Source organism: Stenotrophomonas genospecies 5 (assembly GCF_054473825.1).
The window spans coordinates 3,160,080-3,175,459 of sequence record NZ_JBTMUW010000001.1 but is presented as its reverse complement, the minus strand read 5'-3'; the positions used below and the strand labels follow the sequence as shown (position 1 = coordinate 3,175,459).

The window sequence follows — 15,380 nt, the reverse complement described above, 5'->3', positions numbered from 1 at the left end:
ACATTTCCTCCGCGATGACCATGCACCTGATCGATATCGGCGCCAATCTGACCCACGACTCCTTCGACCGCGACCGCGACGCCGTGCTGCAGCGTGCCCGCCAGGCCGGGGTGGTGCAGATGGTGGTCACGGGGGCCAGCCGCGAGCACTCTCCGCTGGCGCTGCAGCTGGCCCAGCAGCAGCCGGGATTCCTGTATGCGACGGCCGGCGTACACCCGCATCATGCGGTGGAGTACACCGAAGAATGCGATGCAGAGATGCGCGCCCTGCATGCCCACCCGGAAGTGGTGGCGGTCGGCGAGTGCGGACTGGACTACTTCCGTGACTTCTCGCCGCGACCTGCCCAGCACCGTGCGTTCGAGCGCCAGCTGCAGCTGGCGGCGGAGAACGGCAAGCCGCTGTTCCTGCACCAGCGCGACGCGCACGCCGACTTCATGGCGCAGATGAAGAACTTCGAGGGTCGCCTCGGGCCGGCGGTGGTGCACTGCTTCACCGGTGAACGGGAGGAGTTGTTTGATTACCTCGACCAGGACTGGTACATCGGCATCACCGGCTGGCTCTGCGACGAGCGTCGCGGGGCGCACCTGCGCGAGCTGGTGAAGAGCATTCCAGCCGATCGCCTGATGATCGAGACCGATGCGCCGTACCTGCTGCCGCGCACGCTCAAGCCGATGCCGAAGGATCGCCGCAACGAACCGATGTTCCTTTCGCACATCGTCGAGGAGTTGGCCCGTGATCGTGGCGAGGACGTCGTGCTGACCGCAGCCCATGCAACGGCGGCGGCCCGTGCCTTCTTCCGGCTGCCCGACGCCGACACTACACGTCAGCCGTGAATGCCCGGATCCGGTAACGCTCGGCCATGCCCGGCGAGCGAAGCGGCAAGATCCGTCAGCCCTTCCCGATACGTCGGAAACTGCGGCGCCCACCCCAGCGCTTCGCGCGTACCGCGGCTGTCGATGCGCTTGCTGCCTTCGTAGAAGCGGCGCAGGGCCGGGCTCAGCGCCGGGTCGTCCCACGCCATTGCCGGTGGCATCGCAAAGCCTCCCAGCTGCGCGGCGAAGGCCAGCACGTCCTGTGGCGGTGCCGGCTCATCGTCGCTGGGCAAGTACAGCGCCTGCAGGGCGGGTCGCCGCATCGCCGCGATGATCACCGCCACCAGGTCCTGCACATGCAGGCGGTTGAACAACAGGCCCGGCTTCAGCACATGGCGGGCACGTCCCTGCGCGAGCTGCACCAGTGCGTTGCGGCCGGGACCATACAGCCCGGGCAGCCGGAACACTGCCGAGGCGATGCCGCGCCGGCTGGCCAGTGCGCGCCATTGCGACTCCGCGCGCAGGCGCTGCAGGCCCGCAGGCCCGGTGGCGTCGGCCACGCTGTCCGCATCGATCCAGCCGCCCTGGCGGTCGCCGTACACCGACGTTGACGACAGATAGCCCACCCACTGCAATGCGGGACTGTCTTCCAGTGCCGTGCGCAGCATGCGCACTGCCGGGTCGCCGTCGGCATCGGGCGGTATGCTGCCCAGCACCGCATAGGCGCGCGCGATGTCATCCAGAAGCGCGGGTGCAGGTGCTGTTCCAGCGCAGAGTCGATGGCAGCGCAGGCCATCCACGGCTGCCGTGGCCGGATCGCGTACGGTGCCGGCGACCTGCACGCCCAGCGCTTCCAGGCGAGCCGCCAGTACGCGCCCGCTCCAGCCCATGCCCAGGATCAGCACCCGTCCGGGCAACGGACCGACCGGCAGCGTCAGGCTCACGCCCGGCGCTGCGCCTGGTAGGCCTGCAGGCTGCTGTAGGCGACCTGCAGCAGCACGCCCTGCTGGCCGGCGCTGCGTGCACGCGCCAGCATGTCACCGACGATGTGGCCGGCCTCCACCTGCTGCCCGGCCTCCAGGTCACGCAACATCGAGGCCTTCAATGCCGAGCCGGCCTGGGTCAACGTGCCGCGCGCAGTGTCCTGCGCTGCCGCCGGGACTGCCTCACCGGCCGCCTCCGCCACGGCCAGGCACTCGTCGTACAGGCCCTGCACGATGGCCGTGCCATCATCGGTCGCGACAATCGTGCCGATGTCCGCGCGCAGCAGGCAGGTCGCCGCGGCAAGCGCAGTGAGGAAGGTGTACTTGATCCACTGCTCCTGGCCGATGCGTTCGCTGGCCAGGTGATCGAGGTTGGCCTGCGTGCAGGCGGCGGCGAAGGCACGCACGCGCGCCGAGAGCGCGCCACCGTCGCGTTCCCCGAAGGTGAGCTTGGCGGGTTTTCCCAGATGCACCACCGCACCGTCCGGTGCCTTGGTCGCACTGATGAAGCACAGCCCACCCAGCACCGCCTCGCGGCCGAAGCGTGCATCCAGATCGTTGTAGTGATGCAGCCCGTTGAGGATCGGCAGCACGGTGGTGCGGGGGCCCACCGCCGGCGCGATGGCCTCGATCGAGCTGTCCAGGTCGTAGGCCTTGCAGCTGAGGATGACCAGGTCGAAGGGCCTCTCCCGGGCCAGCGCGGGCAGCGCATCGGCTGTCACGTGCTGCACCGGGAAGGCGGCATCGCCGACCGGACTGCGGATCACCAGTCCATCGCGTGCAAGCTGCCCGGCGCGGGCAGGGCGGACCAGGAAGGTCACGTCCACACCGGCCTGGGCCAGGCGGCCGCCGAAGTAACCGCCGGTACCGCCGGCGCCGAGAATCAGGATGCGCATTGCACGTTCACCGTTGTCTGCGGAACCAATGTTGCGGGTGTGCCGGGGATCGCGACCCCGGCGATCGGCGCTCAGCTGCGCATGCCCACGCCGCGGCGCAGCAGCCACAGCGCCACCGCCGTCAGCACCACCACGAAGCCGATCATCAGCGCATACGCGACCCACAGCGGCACGTCACTGCTGCCCAGCAGGCCGTAGCGGAACGCGTTGACCATGTAGAAGATCGGGTTCGCATGGGTCGCCGCTTCAGCCCAGGCCGGCAGCAGCTTCACCGAATAGAACACGCCGCCCAGATAGGTCAGCGGGGTCAGGATGAAGGTCGGAACGATCGCCACGTCGTCGAACTTCTTCGCGTACACGGCATTGATGAAGCCGGCCAGCGAGAAGATGGTGGCGCCCAGCAGCACCGTGGTCAGTGTCACCAGCGGGTGCGGGATGCGCACGGGGGTGAAGAACATCGCGATGATCAGCACGATCACGCCGACCATCAGGCCGCGCAGTACCGCACCGGCCACGTAACCCCACAGGATCACCCAGTTCGGCATCGGGCTCACCAGCAGCTCTTCCACGTGGCGGCCGAACTTGGCGCCGAAGAAGGACGAGCTAATGTTGCCGTAGCTGTTCTGGATCACGCTCATCATGACCAGCCCGGGCACGATGAACTGCATGTAGCTGTACCCGCCCATCTCGCCCACGCGCGAGCCGATCAGGCCGCCGAAGATGAGGAAGTACAGGGTCATGGTGATCGCCGGCGGCACCAGCGTCTGGCCCCAGATGCGCATGATCCGGGTCACTTCGCGGCGCACGATGGTCAGCAGCGCGACGCGGTTGCGCTGGCCGTCGGTCAGCTCGGTGGTGCTCATGCGGATTTCTCCTGGTTGCCGGTGAGGCGCACGAACAGCTCCTCCAGGCGGTTGCTCTTGGTACGCATCGAGCGCACGCGGATGCCGGCTTCATTCAGCGCGGCGAACACGCGGTTCAGATCCATCGCCCGTGGCATGTCGATGTCCAGGGTGTGCGCGTCGGGCGCGCTGAGGGTTGCGCCCTCGATCGCCGGCAGCTGCACCGGCAGATCGCCATCGATGTCCAGCAGGAAGCCTTCCACGTCCAGCTTGGCCAGCAGCGCACGCATCGGCCCCTGCTCGACGATCCGGCCGTGGTTGATGATCGCCAGATGCCGGCACAGGTACTCGGCCTCCTCCAGGTAGTGGGTGGTGAGGATGATCGTCGTGCCAGCCGCATTGATCTCCTTCAGCACCCGCCACATGTCGCGGCGGATCTCGATGTCCACGCCCGCGGTCGGCTCATCCAGGATCAGCAGGCGGGGACGCGTCATCATCGCGCGGGCGATCATCAGCCGGCGCTTCATGCCGCCGGACAGGGTGCGGCTCATCACCTGCGCCTTCTCCCACAGATGGGCACGCTTGAGTTCCTCTTCCGCGCGCTGCTCCGCTTCCTCGCGCGGTACGCCATAGAAGCCGGCGTAGTTCACAAGAATGTCGAAGGGTTTTTCGAACAGGTTGAAGTTGATCTCCTGCGGCACCAGGCCGATCAGGCGCATGGTCGCGCTGCGGTTGCGCACCAGGTCGCTGCCGAAAACCTCCACCTGGCCCTCGCTGAGGTTGACCAGGGAGCTGATGATGCCGATCAGGGTGGACTTGCCAGCCCCGTTGGGGCCCAGCAGGGCGAAGAAGTCGCCCGGGGCGACCTCCAGCGAGACCCCCTTCAGGGCCTGGGTTCCGTTGTCGTAGGTTTTGCGCAGGTCGCGCACGCGCAGGGCGGGCGCCGTATCGTTCAGGGATGCCAAGCTCGAAGCCTTCGCGCCTATGGGCTGGCGCTGGAGAGGGGCGGGGAAGGGCTATTATAGAAGACCCCGAGGGCTCGCCCCGGCTACACACTGTCCCGAAAAGTCGTGCCTGTTCAATTCCCCCTCAAGCTGGTCGGCCGCCGCATGCTGGCCCCGACCGTCGGCCACTACCAGTTCGTGCGCGACGATGGCCAGCCGCTGGATTTCCAGCCCGGCCAGTTCATCCAGGTCCATTTCAGCTACGCCGATGGCACCGAGACCAAGCGCAGCTATTCCCTGGCCACCCTGCATGATCACGCACTGGGGCCCGGCGAAGCCGTGGATATCGCGGTCAGTTTCGTGCCCGGCGGCGCCGCTACAGCGCTGTTCGAGGCGCTGGAAACCGGCGGCCAGATCAGCGCGTCCGGCCCGTACGGGCGGTTCTGCCTGAACCCCGGCGATCACAACGCGCGCTATCTGCTGATCGCCACCGGTACCGGCGTGACCCCCTATCGCTCGATGCTGCCACTGCTGGAAAGGGCCATGACCGAACGCGGCGTGCAGGTCGTCCTGCTGCAGGGTGCACGCAGCCCGGGCGAACTGCTGTACAGCGAAGATTTCTACAGTTTCGCCGAAAAGCACGCGAACTTCCGCTATGTTCCGTGCCTGTCGCGGGAGTTGCCGGAACAGGCCCACGCCGACGTCCATCATGGCTACGTGCAGCAGGCCCTGGCTGGTTTCACGCCGGACCCGGCCACCGATATCGCCTACCTGTGCGGCAACCCGGACATGGTTGATGCCTGCGCCGAGCTGCTCAAGGCGGCCGGGCTGGGCAACCCGCAGATCCGCCGCGAGAAGTACGTCAGCAGCAAGTGAGTGCGCTGCGGAGAGGCGGCGCCAGCCGCCTCCCGCAGACCGCGCCGGTCTCAGTACGGCACCCAGGCATCACGCCAGGCTGCGCCCACGCCCGGCCGGTACGCGTCGGCGTTGACGTTGCACCACGCGCCTTCAGGGAACGGACGGCAGGCGTACAGCCGGCCATCGCTGCCCTTCACCACGGTCTGCCCGGGCACATAGCTGCCGATGCCTGCCGGGTACACGTAGTCGAAGTCGCCGCCCGGCGAAGGCGTGCCCGGATCGGGTACCCGGGTGTCCAGCTGGAAGCGGTTGCCTTCTTTCAGATAGACCCGGTTGCCGGTCGCCGACGCCGTCGGCGTGATCGTGCCGTTGGACAGTACGCCCACCCGAGCGTGCTGGCTGGCGCCATTGACCTTGCGGGCCAGCACCAGCGGCCACTGCGCGGCCGCCGTCTGGCCGCTGGCCAGTGTGGCCTCCACCCGCTCCACATCGTTGCCGCTGGCGTTGAACACGCGCAGCGCCAGGACGGTGCCGACCGGCAGATCGCCACGCGCGGTGAGCGGGCCGGCATCCTGCCACTGCGATGCCGGGGGAGTGCTGCCGCCCTCGAAACGCACATCCATGCAGGTGTAGAACGCTTCGGTCGAATCCGCGCGCTGCCACGTGTTGTAGATCACGTGCTGGCCCGTGCGCTGTGGCAGCGGGCACTGCAGCCTGTACGTGCCATCGGCGGACAGCGGAGTGTTGCCCAGTGTGCAGAACTCCTGCAGGTCCGCCCAGCGCAGAGGACTGCCCGGTGTCCAGCCTTCGCGGGTAACGAAGAATCGCCAGTCACGCGTGGCATGCGGTGCGGTGGCCTTGAACACGAAGGTGAACCTGCCGTTCGCATCGGGTTGGATCGGCGTGGTCTGCCAATCACTGCGGTTCAGATCCAGGCCGCGGAAGGTCGGGTTGTTGCCGCTGCACAGCGTGCCGTCGGGTACGACGGCCTGATGGTTGCCATTGGCGTTGGCCTGGTTGATGCCGTTCCAGTCGTAGAACGCCTGCGAGCCGGCGAGTGCTTTCGCGGCGGCGCAGGCCGGGTTGGTTGGATTCTCCGGATTGCCCTGGAAACAGGCGTAGACGCGACTGGCCGGCGTGGTCATGGTGCCGTGCGCGAATGCGCTGCTGGCCAGGCAGATCAGGCCGGCGGCTGCGAATGAGCTGGCCAGCACTACACGTGTGGATCGGAATGACATGGCGCATCCTTGTGGTCGTCGATGGGAACGGTGACCGCAGGCGTTGCGCTGCGCAGCGGACGGTCGGCGGCACCTCGGCGAGTATCGAGGTGCGTTGCATCGCGCGGTACCTTGGAAGTGCCGTTCCGTGACTGCCTGCGTGAAGCCTTTCCCACAGGCTTCACGCAGGCCTGAACGGATGCGCAGAAGGTCACGCGTCGTGCGTGGTGCCGATCACGCGACGCCGTGTGTCAGCGCGTCCTGATCCACCCGGTCCGCCTGGCACGAAAAACACCCGTAGCCTGCGTTGTGCAACTGCACGAAGGCCACCGCGGGATCGGCGAACAGCACATCGAGCTGCACCCCGACCTCGTTGCCGGGGCAGACCTGCCCGCTGATCATCAGTGCATCCTCGTCGTAGGCGCGCAGTGAGATCAGCCGTCGCTCGACGTAGGGCGGAACGACCCCGGCGGGCAGGACGCAGCGCGTAGCGCCGCGCTGCACGAAGATCGGACCGGACGCGCGATAGGGCGAGTGCGTGGCCAAGTGGGTATGGGGCAGCAGAAGCAGTTCGGCGCCACTTGGGGGGTCGGACAGGCTGACCCGGCACGGATGGCCGCCGCGATCCCCGGCCCAGCGTCGCAGGATGCCCTGCGCAGCCAGCGCGCGGTCGCTCTGTTCGAACAGGTGCTGGAAGGGGCGGTGATCGAGGCCGCTGAGGTACCACGCGTTCATGGGAATCTCCTGGGTTCTCCATGAGTCTGCGTGGCCGACTGCTGCGCTGCTCGCCATGATGCGACGCCGCATTCGATCCGGCCGACATGGGCCTGGCTTTCCAGTGACGATTGCCCATCGCCGCCAGCCTCCTGCCCGTGTAAGTTGGGTCACATCTTCCGCGGCAGTCCGTCGTGGTCGACAGGAACGTCTTCCAGGGGAAACGAGCACGATGCAAAGACACCACCTCGCACTGGCCGGCGCGCTGGCCAGCCTGCTGCTTGCCGGTTGCGGCGCAGCGCCTTCCGGCAGCGCCGATGCGGCGGCGGAAACGCCCGGCCGCCGCTACGGACAGATCGACTTCCAGCCCTGCACATTGACCACGATGGGCGCCAGCGCCAACGTCGAGGCACAGTGCGCCACCCTGCAGGTGGCCGAGGACAGGGCGCAGCCGCAAGGGCGGAAGATCAACCTCCGTATCGCCTGGCTGGAATCGGGCAACAGTGGCTCCGGCCAACCGGATCCGGTGTTCTTCCTCGCCGGCGGGCCCGGGCAGGCGGCCAGCGAGGTGGCGGTCATCGTCGATACCGCCCTGCGCCAGGTTCGCAAGCAACGCGACATCTTCCTGATCGACCAGCGCGGCACCGGTGGCTCCAACCCGCTCAACTGCCTGGGCGCAGATGGCAAGGAACTGGCGTTCGACGAAGAGGCCCCCCCCAGCGAGGCGCTGCTGCGCGACTACGCCCAGCGCTGCGCAAGCTCTCTGCAGGGACGTGCCGATGCGCGGTTCTACACCACCCGCGACGCCGTTGCCGATCTGGATGCCGTGCGCCAGGCGCTGGGCGTGGATGCGCTGAACCTGGTGGGTGGTTCCTACGGAACCCGCGTGGCCCAGCGCTATGCCGCGGCCTATCCGCAGCACACCCGCAGCATCGTCATCGACGGCGTCGTTCCGAACGAGCTGGTGGTCGGGGGTGACTTCGCCAATACCTTCGAAGACGCGATCAATCTGCAGTCGGCCCAGTGCCGCAAGGACCCGGCGTGCAGCAAGCGCTTTCCGACCGACACCGGCAAACAGCTGCGCGGCGTGCTCGATACGCTCCGCGCCGCGCCGGTGACCGTTGACTACCGCGACCCCGGCACGAACGCGCCGCGGCGCGACGTGCTGACGCCGGACAGCGTGATGGGGCTGGCGTTCGCCTTCTCCTATGTTCCGCAGTACGCCTCGCTGTTGCCGCTGGTGCTGGACGAGGCTGCGCAGGGCCGCTATGCACCGCTCGCCTCGCTGGCACGCGGTGCCAACCGCAGCATGGGCTTCCAGATCAACCGCGGCATGCAGTGGTCGGTGATCTGCAGCGAGGACGCTCCGCGCTACCACGCGCCAGCCGCCAATGCCGAGCGCCTGTTCGGCAACGAGGTGGCCAGCGCCTTCTTCGCGCCGTGTGCTGTCTGGCCGCACACCGCGGCCCCCGCCGCGGATGCCGCACCGCTGCGCAGCGAGGTGCCGGCGCTGCTGCTGTCCGGTGAACTGGACCCGGTCACGCCACCGCGCTACGCCGCACAGGTGCTCAAGGGGCTGCCGCAGGGGCGCGCACTGGTCGCGCGCGGCCAGGGCCACGGCACGCTCTCCGCCGGCTGCATGCCCCGCCTGCTGGGCCAGTTCATCGACAGCACCGATGCCAAGGCGCTGGATGCCAGCTGCCTGGATACGCTGAGCTACGTGCCGGCGTTCACCTCGTTCAACGGATGGGAACCATGATCGTCGCCGACAACCTGCACAAGGCCTTCGATACCCGCACCGGCCGCATCCAGGCAGTGGCCGATGTCGGCTTCCGCGCCGAGGACGGTCGCATCACCGGTCTGCTTGGCCCGAACGGTGCCGGCAAGACCACCACCATGCGCATGCTGTACACCCTGATGACGCCTGACCAGGGCAGCATCAGCGTCGACGGCATCGATGCCGCGCGCAATCCCGTGGAGGTCCGTCGCCACCTGGGCGTGCTGCCCGATGCGCGGGGCGTCTACAAGCGGTTGACCGCGCGCGAGAACATCGCCTATTTCGGCCGGCTGCACGGCCTGTCCGAAGCACGCATCCGCGAGCGCATCGACGTGCTGTCGCAGGCGCTGGACATGGGCGACATCCTCGACCGCCAGACCGATGGCTTCTCGCAGGGCCAGCGCACCAAGACCGCGATCGCGCGCGCACTCGTGCACGATCCGCGCAATGTGATTCTCGACGAGCCGACCAACGGCCTGGATGTGATGACCACCCGTGCACTGCGCCGGTTCCTGCTGGGACTTCGTGAGGAAGGGCGGTGCGTGATTCTGTCCAGCCACATCATGCAGGAGGTGGCTGCACTGTGCGACCACATCGTGATCATCGCCAAGGGCACGGTCATGGCCGCCGGCAGTGCCGATGAGCTGCGCGCGCAGTCCGGCGAAGCCAATCTGGAAGATGCGTTCGTGAAACTGATCGGCAGCGAAGAGGGCCTGCACGCATGAGCATGATGTCGACCCTGATGACGGTGATGCGCAAGGAGCTGCGTGATCTCTCCCGCGACCGCCGCACGCTGATGCTGACCCTGCTGTTCGGTCCGCTGCTGTACCCGGTGCTGCTGCTGGGCATGGGCAAGCTGGCCGAGAGCCGCGTGCGCACGCAGATCGAGCAACCGCTGCAGATTCCGACCATCGGCGCGGACAACGCACCGAACCTGGTCCGCTTCCTGGCCGCGCAGGGGCTCAACGCCAGCGCAGCACCCAAGGACCTCGCCGCGGCCATCCGCAACCAGGACATCGACGTCGCGCTGCGCATCAGCGATGACTTCGGCGAGGACTGGGCCGCGGGCAGGCCGGCGCTGGTGGAGGTGATCAAGGACAGCACCCGGCGTGCCGCCGAAGTGCCCAGCGCACGCCTGGAAGCGGCGCTGGCCACCTATAACGGCCAGGTGGGCGCACTGCGGCTGATGGCACGCGGCGTGGATGCCCAGGTCGCGCGTCCGTTGGACGTGGGCAGCCAGGATCTGGCCAGTGCCGAAGCGAAACGGGGCATGATCCTGTCGATGCTGCTGCCGGTGCTGTTGACCCTGACCTCGTTCATCGGCGGCGCCTATCTGGTGATGGACGCCACGGCAGGCGAACGCGAGCGGCAGTCACTCGAGCCCCTGCTGGCGACGCCCGGCTCACGCAGCGCGATCGTCAGTGGCAAGATCGCCGCCGCCTGCGTGGTCGGCTTCGCGTCGCTGCTGTTGACCCTGGTGGCTTTCAAGGTCAGCGCGCAGATCGCCCCGGGCAACATCGGCCGCCAGTTCAACATGAATGTCGGCTCGATGCTGCAGATGCTGCTGGTGATGTTGCCGATGCTGCTGATCGGTACCTCGCTGCTGACCTTCCTGTCGGCTGCGGCCAAGAGCATGAAGGAAGCGCAGAGCCACATGACCTGGCTGATGCTGCTGCCGATGCTGCCCGGCTACGCGCTGGTCGCTTACCCACTGAAGAGCGAGCTGTGGCAGTACGCAGTGCCGTTCCTGTCGCAGAACCAGATGCTGCTGAAGGTCATCCGCCACGAAGTGATCAGTCCCAGCGTCTGGGCGATCTATCTGGGCGCCAGTCTCGGTCTGGCCGCACTGCTGTGGTTTGCCGCCGTGCGCCGCTACCACAACGAACGCCTGGCGATTTCCGGCTGACCGCCACTGGAAGCGCCGGGCCCTGCCCGGCGGATAGGGAACGAGGCCCGGTCATTCCGGGCCTCGCTGTTTTCAGGTTCGCGTTGCCTGCCAAGCGGCGAAGCGCCGGGCGATCACCGGGGCCAGCCGGTCGACGTTCTCCCAGGTATCGGCGACGTGGTACAGATCCGGGACATCGGCCCCCAGCTGTTCCTCATAGTCTTCGAGATACTGGCCATCTTCGAGGTCGTAGTATGCGGCTGTGAACGTGTTGGCCTCATCACTGATCAGGTCATCGACGAATTTGCCATCGCTGTATTCCAGCAGGAACCGGCCGGGTGTCGTTCTGCGCTCCCGCAGTGCCTGCAGGTCCTCTTCTGCATCCTCGGCGAGCTCTTCATTTGCCATGCCCTGTAGCAGCAGCCATGCCAGGTACATGCCAATGTGAGTGGCTCCGGCCTCAGCCGGAAGATCTGCGGGGAAGTCACCGCCGGAATGCCAGCTGGCGTCGTCGTACTTCATCTGTTCCCATCCTGAAATCAGCAGGCAGTTTGGGGCGCGAAGGCAGGCAGAGGAAGTGCTGAATACGTCAGCCCTCTGCATACCGCGCAGGCGTCACCCCCATCTCGCGCTTGAACACGGCGATGAAGGCGCTGGGGGTGTCGTAGCCGAGCGACAGCGCCACGCTGATCACCGGTTCCCCGGCCAGCAGGCGTGGCAGCGCCAGCAGGACGCGCAGGCGCTGGCGCCATTGGCTGAGTGTCATGCCGGTTTCGGCGCGCCAGTGGCGCGCAAGGGTGCGGCTGGACAGTCCCATGGCAAGGGACCAGGCCTCGACGCTGCGGGTGTCCTGTGGTGCACGCGCCAACGCCGCAGCAACGCGCCGCAGGCGCCGATCGCGTGGCTGCGGCAAGGCCAGCGGCAGCGGCGTGCTGGCGTCGATCTCATCGGCAATGACGCCGGCAAGACGCTCCTGCACCGCGTCGAGCGGTGCGGGCGCCCAGCGCAGCGCGCGATCCACGGCTGCCTGCAGCAGGGCGCCCGGTTGCACGATGCGTGGGCGTGCCGGGAGTCGCGTGCAGGTCGCTGCGTCGAGGTACAGGCTCCAGCCATTGAACGGGCCGATGCTGGCCAGCGCATGCGGCAGTCCGGGCGGAACCCACGCCATATGGCCGGCTGGCAGCAGCCAGTGCAGGTCGCCTGCCTCGATCCGCAGCAGGCCCTGTCGCGCCCCCAGCAGCTGCCCGCGGGCGTGCTGGTGCCGGGCGGTCCGGCGTGGACGGTCCAAGGCCAGTTGCGCGGTCAGCAGCACCGGCCCTTGGGCGGTGTCGACCAAGGGCGGGTCAATCAGGGCGGGGGATGTCTGATATGCCATATCAACTGGCAGTTATACGGCAGATCCGGCAGACAGGAGCGTCCACACTGCACTCCACCCGCCGAAAGGAGTTCCTCATGCAGCCTCAAGACATCCTCCCTGACCATCAGAACGACGTGGTGGCCAACGGCCTCACCGTGCGCAAGGGCAGCGTGGGCGCTTTCCTTGCCAGCGTCCGCGACTGGCAGGATCCCGCCGGCAGCCCTGCGTCCCGGGCAGCGGCGGAAGCCGACCTGCGCGCGCTGCTGCCGGGTCTGCATGCGTTGGGCCTGTTCCGCATCCTGAGGGCACGCGATCCGGCCCTGCAGCACCTGATCGACGGCGAGCGCTGATACGAACAAGGCCCGGACAGACCGGGCCTTGTCGTGATCGTTGGCGGGGATGTCCCGGCTCAGCCGCCCGGCGCGAACACCAGAGTGCGGCGGGTGGTGACCGGAGCGCTGACCGGCTCGAAACGCCAGCGCTTCACGGCGTTCATGGCTTCGCGGTCGAAGATGCGCGCGGGCGTCGCACGCAGCACGCGGGCGTTCACCACCGAGCCGTCGGTACCCACGGTGATCTCCACCAGTACCTCGCCGGACGTGCCAGCGCGCAGGGCGTCGGCCGGATAGCGGGGGGCCGGCGTACTGACCGGACGCAGGCTGGGCGCGGCGGCAGGTGCCTGGCGTGCGGCATTGGCCTGCTGCGCAGCGGCCTGTTGCTGCTTCTGCTCCGCTTCACGCCGTGCGGCGGCCTGGCGCTCGGCTTCCTCGCGCTCGCTGTCACGGCGGGCGGCATCCTGCTGTGCGGCGATCTGCCTGGCCGCATCGGCTTCCTTGGCACGCTGCTCGGCCAGGCGCTGCTGCTCGGCCTGCTGCCGGGTACGGTCCTCGGCGTCCTTCTTGGCCCGCTCCGCTTCCGACTCGGTGCGCTTGGCCGCGTTCTCCACACCCTTGGCCAGGCCTTCCTTCAGGCGTGGCAGGGCCGGTGCGGAGGCATCCACCTTCTCGATCAGGGCGACCAGGCGCTGCGCCTCGGTGAAGTCCTCGCGGCCCAGATGCTGCTCGGCCGCGATCAGGGTGTAGGGCAGCAGGTCGGTCAGCGCACTTTTCACCGCGGCATCGTCCGGCGTCTTGTCGCGCAGGGCCAGGTAGTACTCGATGGCGTTGTCGCCGGCCGGGGCGTACATGCGGTTCTCGCGCAGCGCCTGGCTGGCCGACTCGCGCAGCTGCTCGGTGCCCATCGACTGCACCTTGGCGGCCACTACCGGTGTCGCCGGCGCCGCAGCGGCAGGCGATCCTGCCGGGGCAGGGGCAGGCGTTTCTTCCTTGCCCGAGCAGGCGGCCAGGGCCAGTACCAAGGCAACCGGCAGCCACCGGCGCGCGGCGGTGATCGTTGTGACGTGCGACATCCTGCTCCCCTCTAAGAAGACGACGTTACGTAAATCATTGATATGCATGGCCGGGACCGTGGGTCCGAGCACGGCAGGGTGGCGTTTCCCGACGCCACCGCCGGCAACGGCGAGGAAGCAATCTAGCATCCCCGCCAGCGCTGCGTACAAGGGCGGCAGCGACGACCGGCGGTGGCGTCCGCGCCACCACCGGCCAGCGCCTCAATGCGCCTGTGCCTTGTCGTGGCTGTTGGACATCAGCTTGTCGGTCCAGGCGATGCCGATCGCCGAGAGGATGAACACGCAGTGGATGATGGTCTGCCAGAGCACGCCCTGCTCGGTGAAGGTCGAGCACCTGGCGGCACCGATGTTGGCAGCGGCGACGTTCATCAGTTCCGGCGCGCACAGCGGCAGGCCGCCCAGCGAACCGCTGGCGATGAAGGTCTTGAGCAGGTGGATCGAGGAAATGCCGATGATCGCCATCGCCAGCTTCACCTTCAGGACGCTGGCATTGACGTGGCTCAACCATTCCGGCTGGTCGGGATGGCCTTCCAGCCGCAGGCGCGAGACGAAGGTTTCATAACCGCCGACGATCACCATCACCAGCAGGTTGGAAATCATCACCACGTCGATCAGGCCCAGCACGATCAGCATGATCTGCTGTTCGCCCATCGAGGCCGAGTGGGAGATCAGGTGCCACAGTTCCTTGCCGAACAGGAACACGTAGACACCCTGGGCGACGATCAGGCCCAGGTACAACGGCAGCTGCAGCCAGCGCGAGGCGAAGATCAGCGAGGACAGCGGGGAGAGGGGGCGTTGGGGGGACATGCAGGACAGTGCGTTGCGGGGGAGGAGCGAGGTTACCGGCCCGCCATGACGGTGCCAAGCCAACTCCCGCACTAGACTTCAGGTTCCTTACCGCACCCGAGCCGCTGCCATGATCGATCTGTATTACTGGCCTACCCCGAACGGCCATAAAGTCACCCTGATGCTGGAGGAATGCGGGCTGGAGTACCGCATCCACCCGGTCAACATCGGATCGGGCGACCAGTTCAAGCCGGACTTCCTGGCGATCTCGCCCAACAACAAGATGCCGGCCATCGTCGATCATGCGCCGGCTGACGGCGGCGCGCCGCAGAGCGTGTTCGAATCCGGTGCGATCCTGCTGTACCTGGCCGAGAAGACCGGTCGCTTCCTGCCCACCGATGCGCGTGGCCGCATCGCCACGCTGGAATGGCTGTTCTGGCAGATGGCCGGGCTGGGCCCGATGAGCGGCCAGATGGGGCATTTCAATGTCTACGCACCGCAGAAGATTCCTTACGCCATCGAGCGCTACGACAGCGAGGTGCGGCGCCTGCATGGGGTGATGGACAAGCGGCTGGCCGGGCATGCCTTCCTGGCCGGCGAGGAGTACACCATCGCCGACATGGCCAGCTATCCGTGGGTCGGTGCCTACGACGCGCTGCCGGCAGATTTCGATGCCTTCCCGAACCTCAAGCGCTGGCATCAGGCCATCGCCGCGCGCCCGGCCACCCAGCGGGCGTATGCGCTGCGCCAGCAGGTCAATCCGAACGCCGGCAAGCCGCTCAGCGATGACGAGCGCAAGCATCTGTTCGGCCAGCGCTGAGGGTCCTGCGCAGGCCGCTGCGCTCGCCGGGCATGGCCCGGCGCTACCCGCCCGTCAACGGCCGATGTGCCGTGCCCGGTC

General features: G+C 67.6%; 17 protein-coding genes. 7 read left to right on the top strand and 10 right to left on the bottom strand.

Annotated elements, in window-relative coordinates; genetic code table 11:
• Positions 1 to 20: 20 nt before the first annotated feature.
• On the top strand, positions 21 to 833 hold the full coding sequence (locus ACX9OW_RS14575; protein WP_459040690.1) for a TatD family hydrolase: 813 nt from the start codon (positions 21 to 23) through the stop codon (positions 831 to 833).
• On the opposite strand, the gene ACX9OW_RS14570 is transcribed toward ACX9OW_RS14575, so the two are convergent.
• The 4 genes from ACX9OW_RS14570 to ACX9OW_RS14555 all read right to left on the bottom strand — a co-directional run bounded on the left by ACX9OW_RS14570 (position 824) and on the right by ACX9OW_RS14555 (position 4,519).
• Positions 824 to 1,756 (bottom strand): Rossmann-fold NAD(P)-binding domain-containing protein, encoded by a 933-nt coding sequence (locus tag ACX9OW_RS14570; RefSeq protein ID WP_459062428.1) that lies wholly within the window; start codon positions 1,754 to 1,756, stop codon positions 824 to 826. The genes ACX9OW_RS14575 and ACX9OW_RS14570 overlap by 10 nt on opposite strands.
• A complete protein-coding gene (gene panE / locus ACX9OW_RS14565) occupies positions 1,753 to 2,691 on the bottom strand; it encodes a 2-dehydropantoate 2-reductase (protein WP_053519584.1) in 939 nt (312 codons plus the stop codon). Before panE ends, ACX9OW_RS14570 begins: the two co-directional genes overlap by 4 nt.
• Positions 2,692 to 2,762: 71 nt before the next feature.
• Positions 2,763 to 3,554: an ABC transporter permease gene (locus ACX9OW_RS14560; RefSeq protein WP_053519566.1), complete on the bottom strand. Its 792-nt coding sequence runs from the start codon at positions 3,552 to 3,554 to the stop codon at positions 2,763 to 2,765.
• A complete protein-coding gene (locus tag ACX9OW_RS14555) occupies positions 3,551 to 4,519 on the bottom strand; it encodes an ABC transporter ATP-binding protein (RefSeq protein ID WP_164150561.1) in 969 nt (322 codons plus the stop codon). Before ACX9OW_RS14555 ends, ACX9OW_RS14560 begins: the two co-directional genes overlap by 4 nt.
• Positions 4,520 to 4,603: 84 nt before the next feature.
• Here ACX9OW_RS14555 and ACX9OW_RS14550 point away from each other — a divergent pair, with 84 nt between their 5' ends.
• A complete protein-coding gene (locus tag ACX9OW_RS14550) occupies positions 4,604 to 5,353 on the top strand; it encodes a ferredoxin--NADP reductase (RefSeq protein WP_080375334.1) in 750 nt (249 codons plus the stop codon).
• Positions 5,354 to 5,403: 50 nt separating this feature from the next.
• On the opposite strand, the gene ACX9OW_RS14545 is transcribed toward ACX9OW_RS14550, so the two are convergent.
• Positions 5,404 to 6,573 carry a lytic polysaccharide monooxygenase gene (locus tag ACX9OW_RS14545; protein ID WP_065174295.1) on the bottom strand — a complete coding sequence of 390 codons (1,170 nt, stop codon included), beginning with the start codon at positions 6,571 to 6,573 and terminating at the stop codon, positions 5,404 to 5,406.
• Positions 6,574 to 6,786: 213 nt separating this feature from the next.
• Positions 6,787 to 7,287, bottom strand: coding sequence for a DUF1203 domain-containing protein (locus ACX9OW_RS14540; protein WP_111187199.1), 501 nt, complete (start codon positions 7,285 to 7,287; stop codon positions 6,787 to 6,789).
• Between the two features lie 211 nt (positions 7,288 to 7,498).
• Here ACX9OW_RS14540 and ACX9OW_RS14535 point away from each other — a divergent pair, with 211 nt between their 5' ends.
• From ACX9OW_RS14535 to ACX9OW_RS14525, 3 genes are read left to right on the top strand one after another with little or no spacing between them, the layout of a single operon-like run.
• Positions 7,499 to 9,025, top strand: coding sequence for an alpha/beta fold hydrolase (locus ACX9OW_RS14535; protein WP_128989921.1), 1,527 nt, complete (start codon positions 7,499 to 7,501; stop codon positions 9,023 to 9,025).
• Positions 9,022 to 9,768: an ABC transporter ATP-binding protein gene (locus ACX9OW_RS14530; protein ID WP_065174298.1), complete on the top strand. Its 747-nt coding sequence runs from the start codon at positions 9,022 to 9,024 to the stop codon at positions 9,766 to 9,768. Before ACX9OW_RS14535 ends, ACX9OW_RS14530 begins: the two co-directional genes overlap by 4 nt.
• Complete coding sequence (locus tag ACX9OW_RS14525; protein ID WP_065174299.1) at positions 9,765 to 10,949, top strand: ABC transporter permease; 1,185 nt, start codon at positions 9,765 to 9,767, stop codon at positions 10,947 to 10,949. The genes ACX9OW_RS14530 and ACX9OW_RS14525 overlap by 4 nt, the downstream gene beginning before the upstream one ends.
• Before the next feature lie 72 nt (positions 10,950 to 11,021).
• Here the strand turns inward: ACX9OW_RS14525 and ACX9OW_RS14520 are convergent, their stop codons facing one another.
• Both ACX9OW_RS14520 and ACX9OW_RS14515 read right to left on the bottom strand, forming a co-directional pair.
• Positions 11,022 to 11,450 (bottom strand): DUF7832 domain-containing protein, encoded by a 429-nt coding sequence (locus tag ACX9OW_RS14520; RefSeq protein WP_459062427.1) that lies wholly within the window; start codon positions 11,448 to 11,450, stop codon positions 11,022 to 11,024.
• Positions 11,451 to 11,517: 67 nt separating this feature from the next.
• Positions 11,518 to 12,303 (bottom strand): AraC family transcriptional regulator, encoded by a 786-nt coding sequence (locus tag ACX9OW_RS14515; protein WP_368865415.1) that lies wholly within the window; start codon positions 12,301 to 12,303, stop codon positions 11,518 to 11,520.
• Positions 12,304 to 12,380: 77 nt separating this feature from the next.
• Here ACX9OW_RS14515 and ACX9OW_RS14510 point away from each other — a divergent pair, with 77 nt between their 5' ends.
• Positions 12,381 to 12,635 carry a hypothetical protein gene (locus ACX9OW_RS14510; protein WP_065181451.1) on the top strand — a complete coding sequence of 85 codons (255 nt, stop codon included), beginning with the start codon at positions 12,381 to 12,383 and terminating at the stop codon, positions 12,633 to 12,635.
• 59 nt (positions 12,636 to 12,694) lie between these two features.
• On the opposite strand, the gene ACX9OW_RS14505 is transcribed toward ACX9OW_RS14510, so the two are convergent.
• Positions 12,695 to 13,693, bottom strand: coding sequence for an energy transducer TonB (locus tag ACX9OW_RS14505; protein WP_053519576.1), 999 nt, complete (start codon positions 13,691 to 13,693; stop codon positions 12,695 to 12,697).
• Between the two features lie 201 nt (positions 13,694 to 13,894).
• Positions 13,895 to 14,500: a TIGR00645 family protein gene (locus ACX9OW_RS14500; protein WP_053519577.1), complete on the bottom strand. Its 606-nt coding sequence runs from the start codon at positions 14,498 to 14,500 to the stop codon at positions 13,895 to 13,897.
• A 109-nt stretch (positions 14,501 to 14,609) separates the two neighbouring features.
• Here ACX9OW_RS14500 and ACX9OW_RS14495 point away from each other — a divergent pair, with 109 nt between their 5' ends.
• Positions 14,610 to 15,299, top strand: a complete 690-nt coding sequence (locus ACX9OW_RS14495) for a glutathione binding-like protein (RefSeq protein ID WP_283219116.1) — start codon at positions 14,610 to 14,612, stop codon at positions 15,297 to 15,299.
• Positions 15,300 to 15,380: the final 81 nt, after the last annotated feature.

Bases quoted from the DNA above. Each gene is read 5' to 3' on its own strand.
- ACX9OW_RS14575 (WP_459040690.1), top strand. From the start codon at position 21: ATGCACCTGATCGATATCGGCGCCAATCTGACCCACGACTCCTTCGAC.
- panE (WP_053519584.1), bottom strand. From the start codon at position 2,691: ATGCGCATCCTGATTCTCGGCGCCGGCGGTACCGGCGGTTACTTCGGC.
- ACX9OW_RS14560 (WP_053519566.1), bottom strand. From the start codon at position 3,554: ATGAGCACCACCGAGCTGACCGACGGCCAGCGCAACCGCGTCGCGCTG.
- ACX9OW_RS14545 (WP_065174295.1), bottom strand. From the start codon at position 6,573: ATGTCATTCCGATCCACACGTGTAGTGCTGGCCAGCTCATTCGCAGCC.
- ACX9OW_RS14540 (WP_111187199.1), bottom strand. From the start codon at position 7,287: ATGAACGCGTGGTACCTCAGCGGCCTCGATCACCGCCCCTTCCAGCAC.
- ACX9OW_RS14535 (WP_128989921.1), top strand. From the start codon at position 7,499: ATGCAAAGACACCACCTCGCACTGGCCGGCGCGCTGGCCAGCCTGCTG.
- ACX9OW_RS14530 (WP_065174298.1), top strand. From the start codon at position 9,022: ATGATCGTCGCCGACAACCTGCACAAGGCCTTCGATACCCGCACCGGC.
- ACX9OW_RS14525 (WP_065174299.1), top strand. From the start codon at position 9,765: ATGAGCATGATGTCGACCCTGATGACGGTGATGCGCAAGGAGCTGCGT.
- ACX9OW_RS14520 (WP_459062427.1), bottom strand. From the start codon at position 11,450: ATGAAGTACGACGACGCCAGCTGGCATTCCGGCGGTGACTTCCCCGCA.
- ACX9OW_RS14515 (WP_368865415.1), bottom strand. From the start codon at position 12,303: ATGGCATATCAGACATCCCCCGCCCTGATTGACCCGCCCTTGGTCGAC.
- ACX9OW_RS14510 (WP_065181451.1), top strand. From the start codon at position 12,381: ATGCAGCCTCAAGACATCCTCCCTGACCATCAGAACGACGTGGTGGCC.
- ACX9OW_RS14505 (WP_053519576.1), bottom strand. From the start codon at position 13,693: ATGTCGCACGTCACAACGATCACCGCCGCGCGCCGGTGGCTGCCGGTT.
- ACX9OW_RS14500 (WP_053519577.1), bottom strand. From the start codon at position 14,500: ATGTCCCCCCAACGCCCCCTCTCCCCGCTGTCCTCGCTGATCTTCGCC.
- ACX9OW_RS14495 (WP_283219116.1), top strand. From the start codon at position 14,610: ATGATCGATCTGTATTACTGGCCTACCCCGAACGGCCATAAAGTCACC.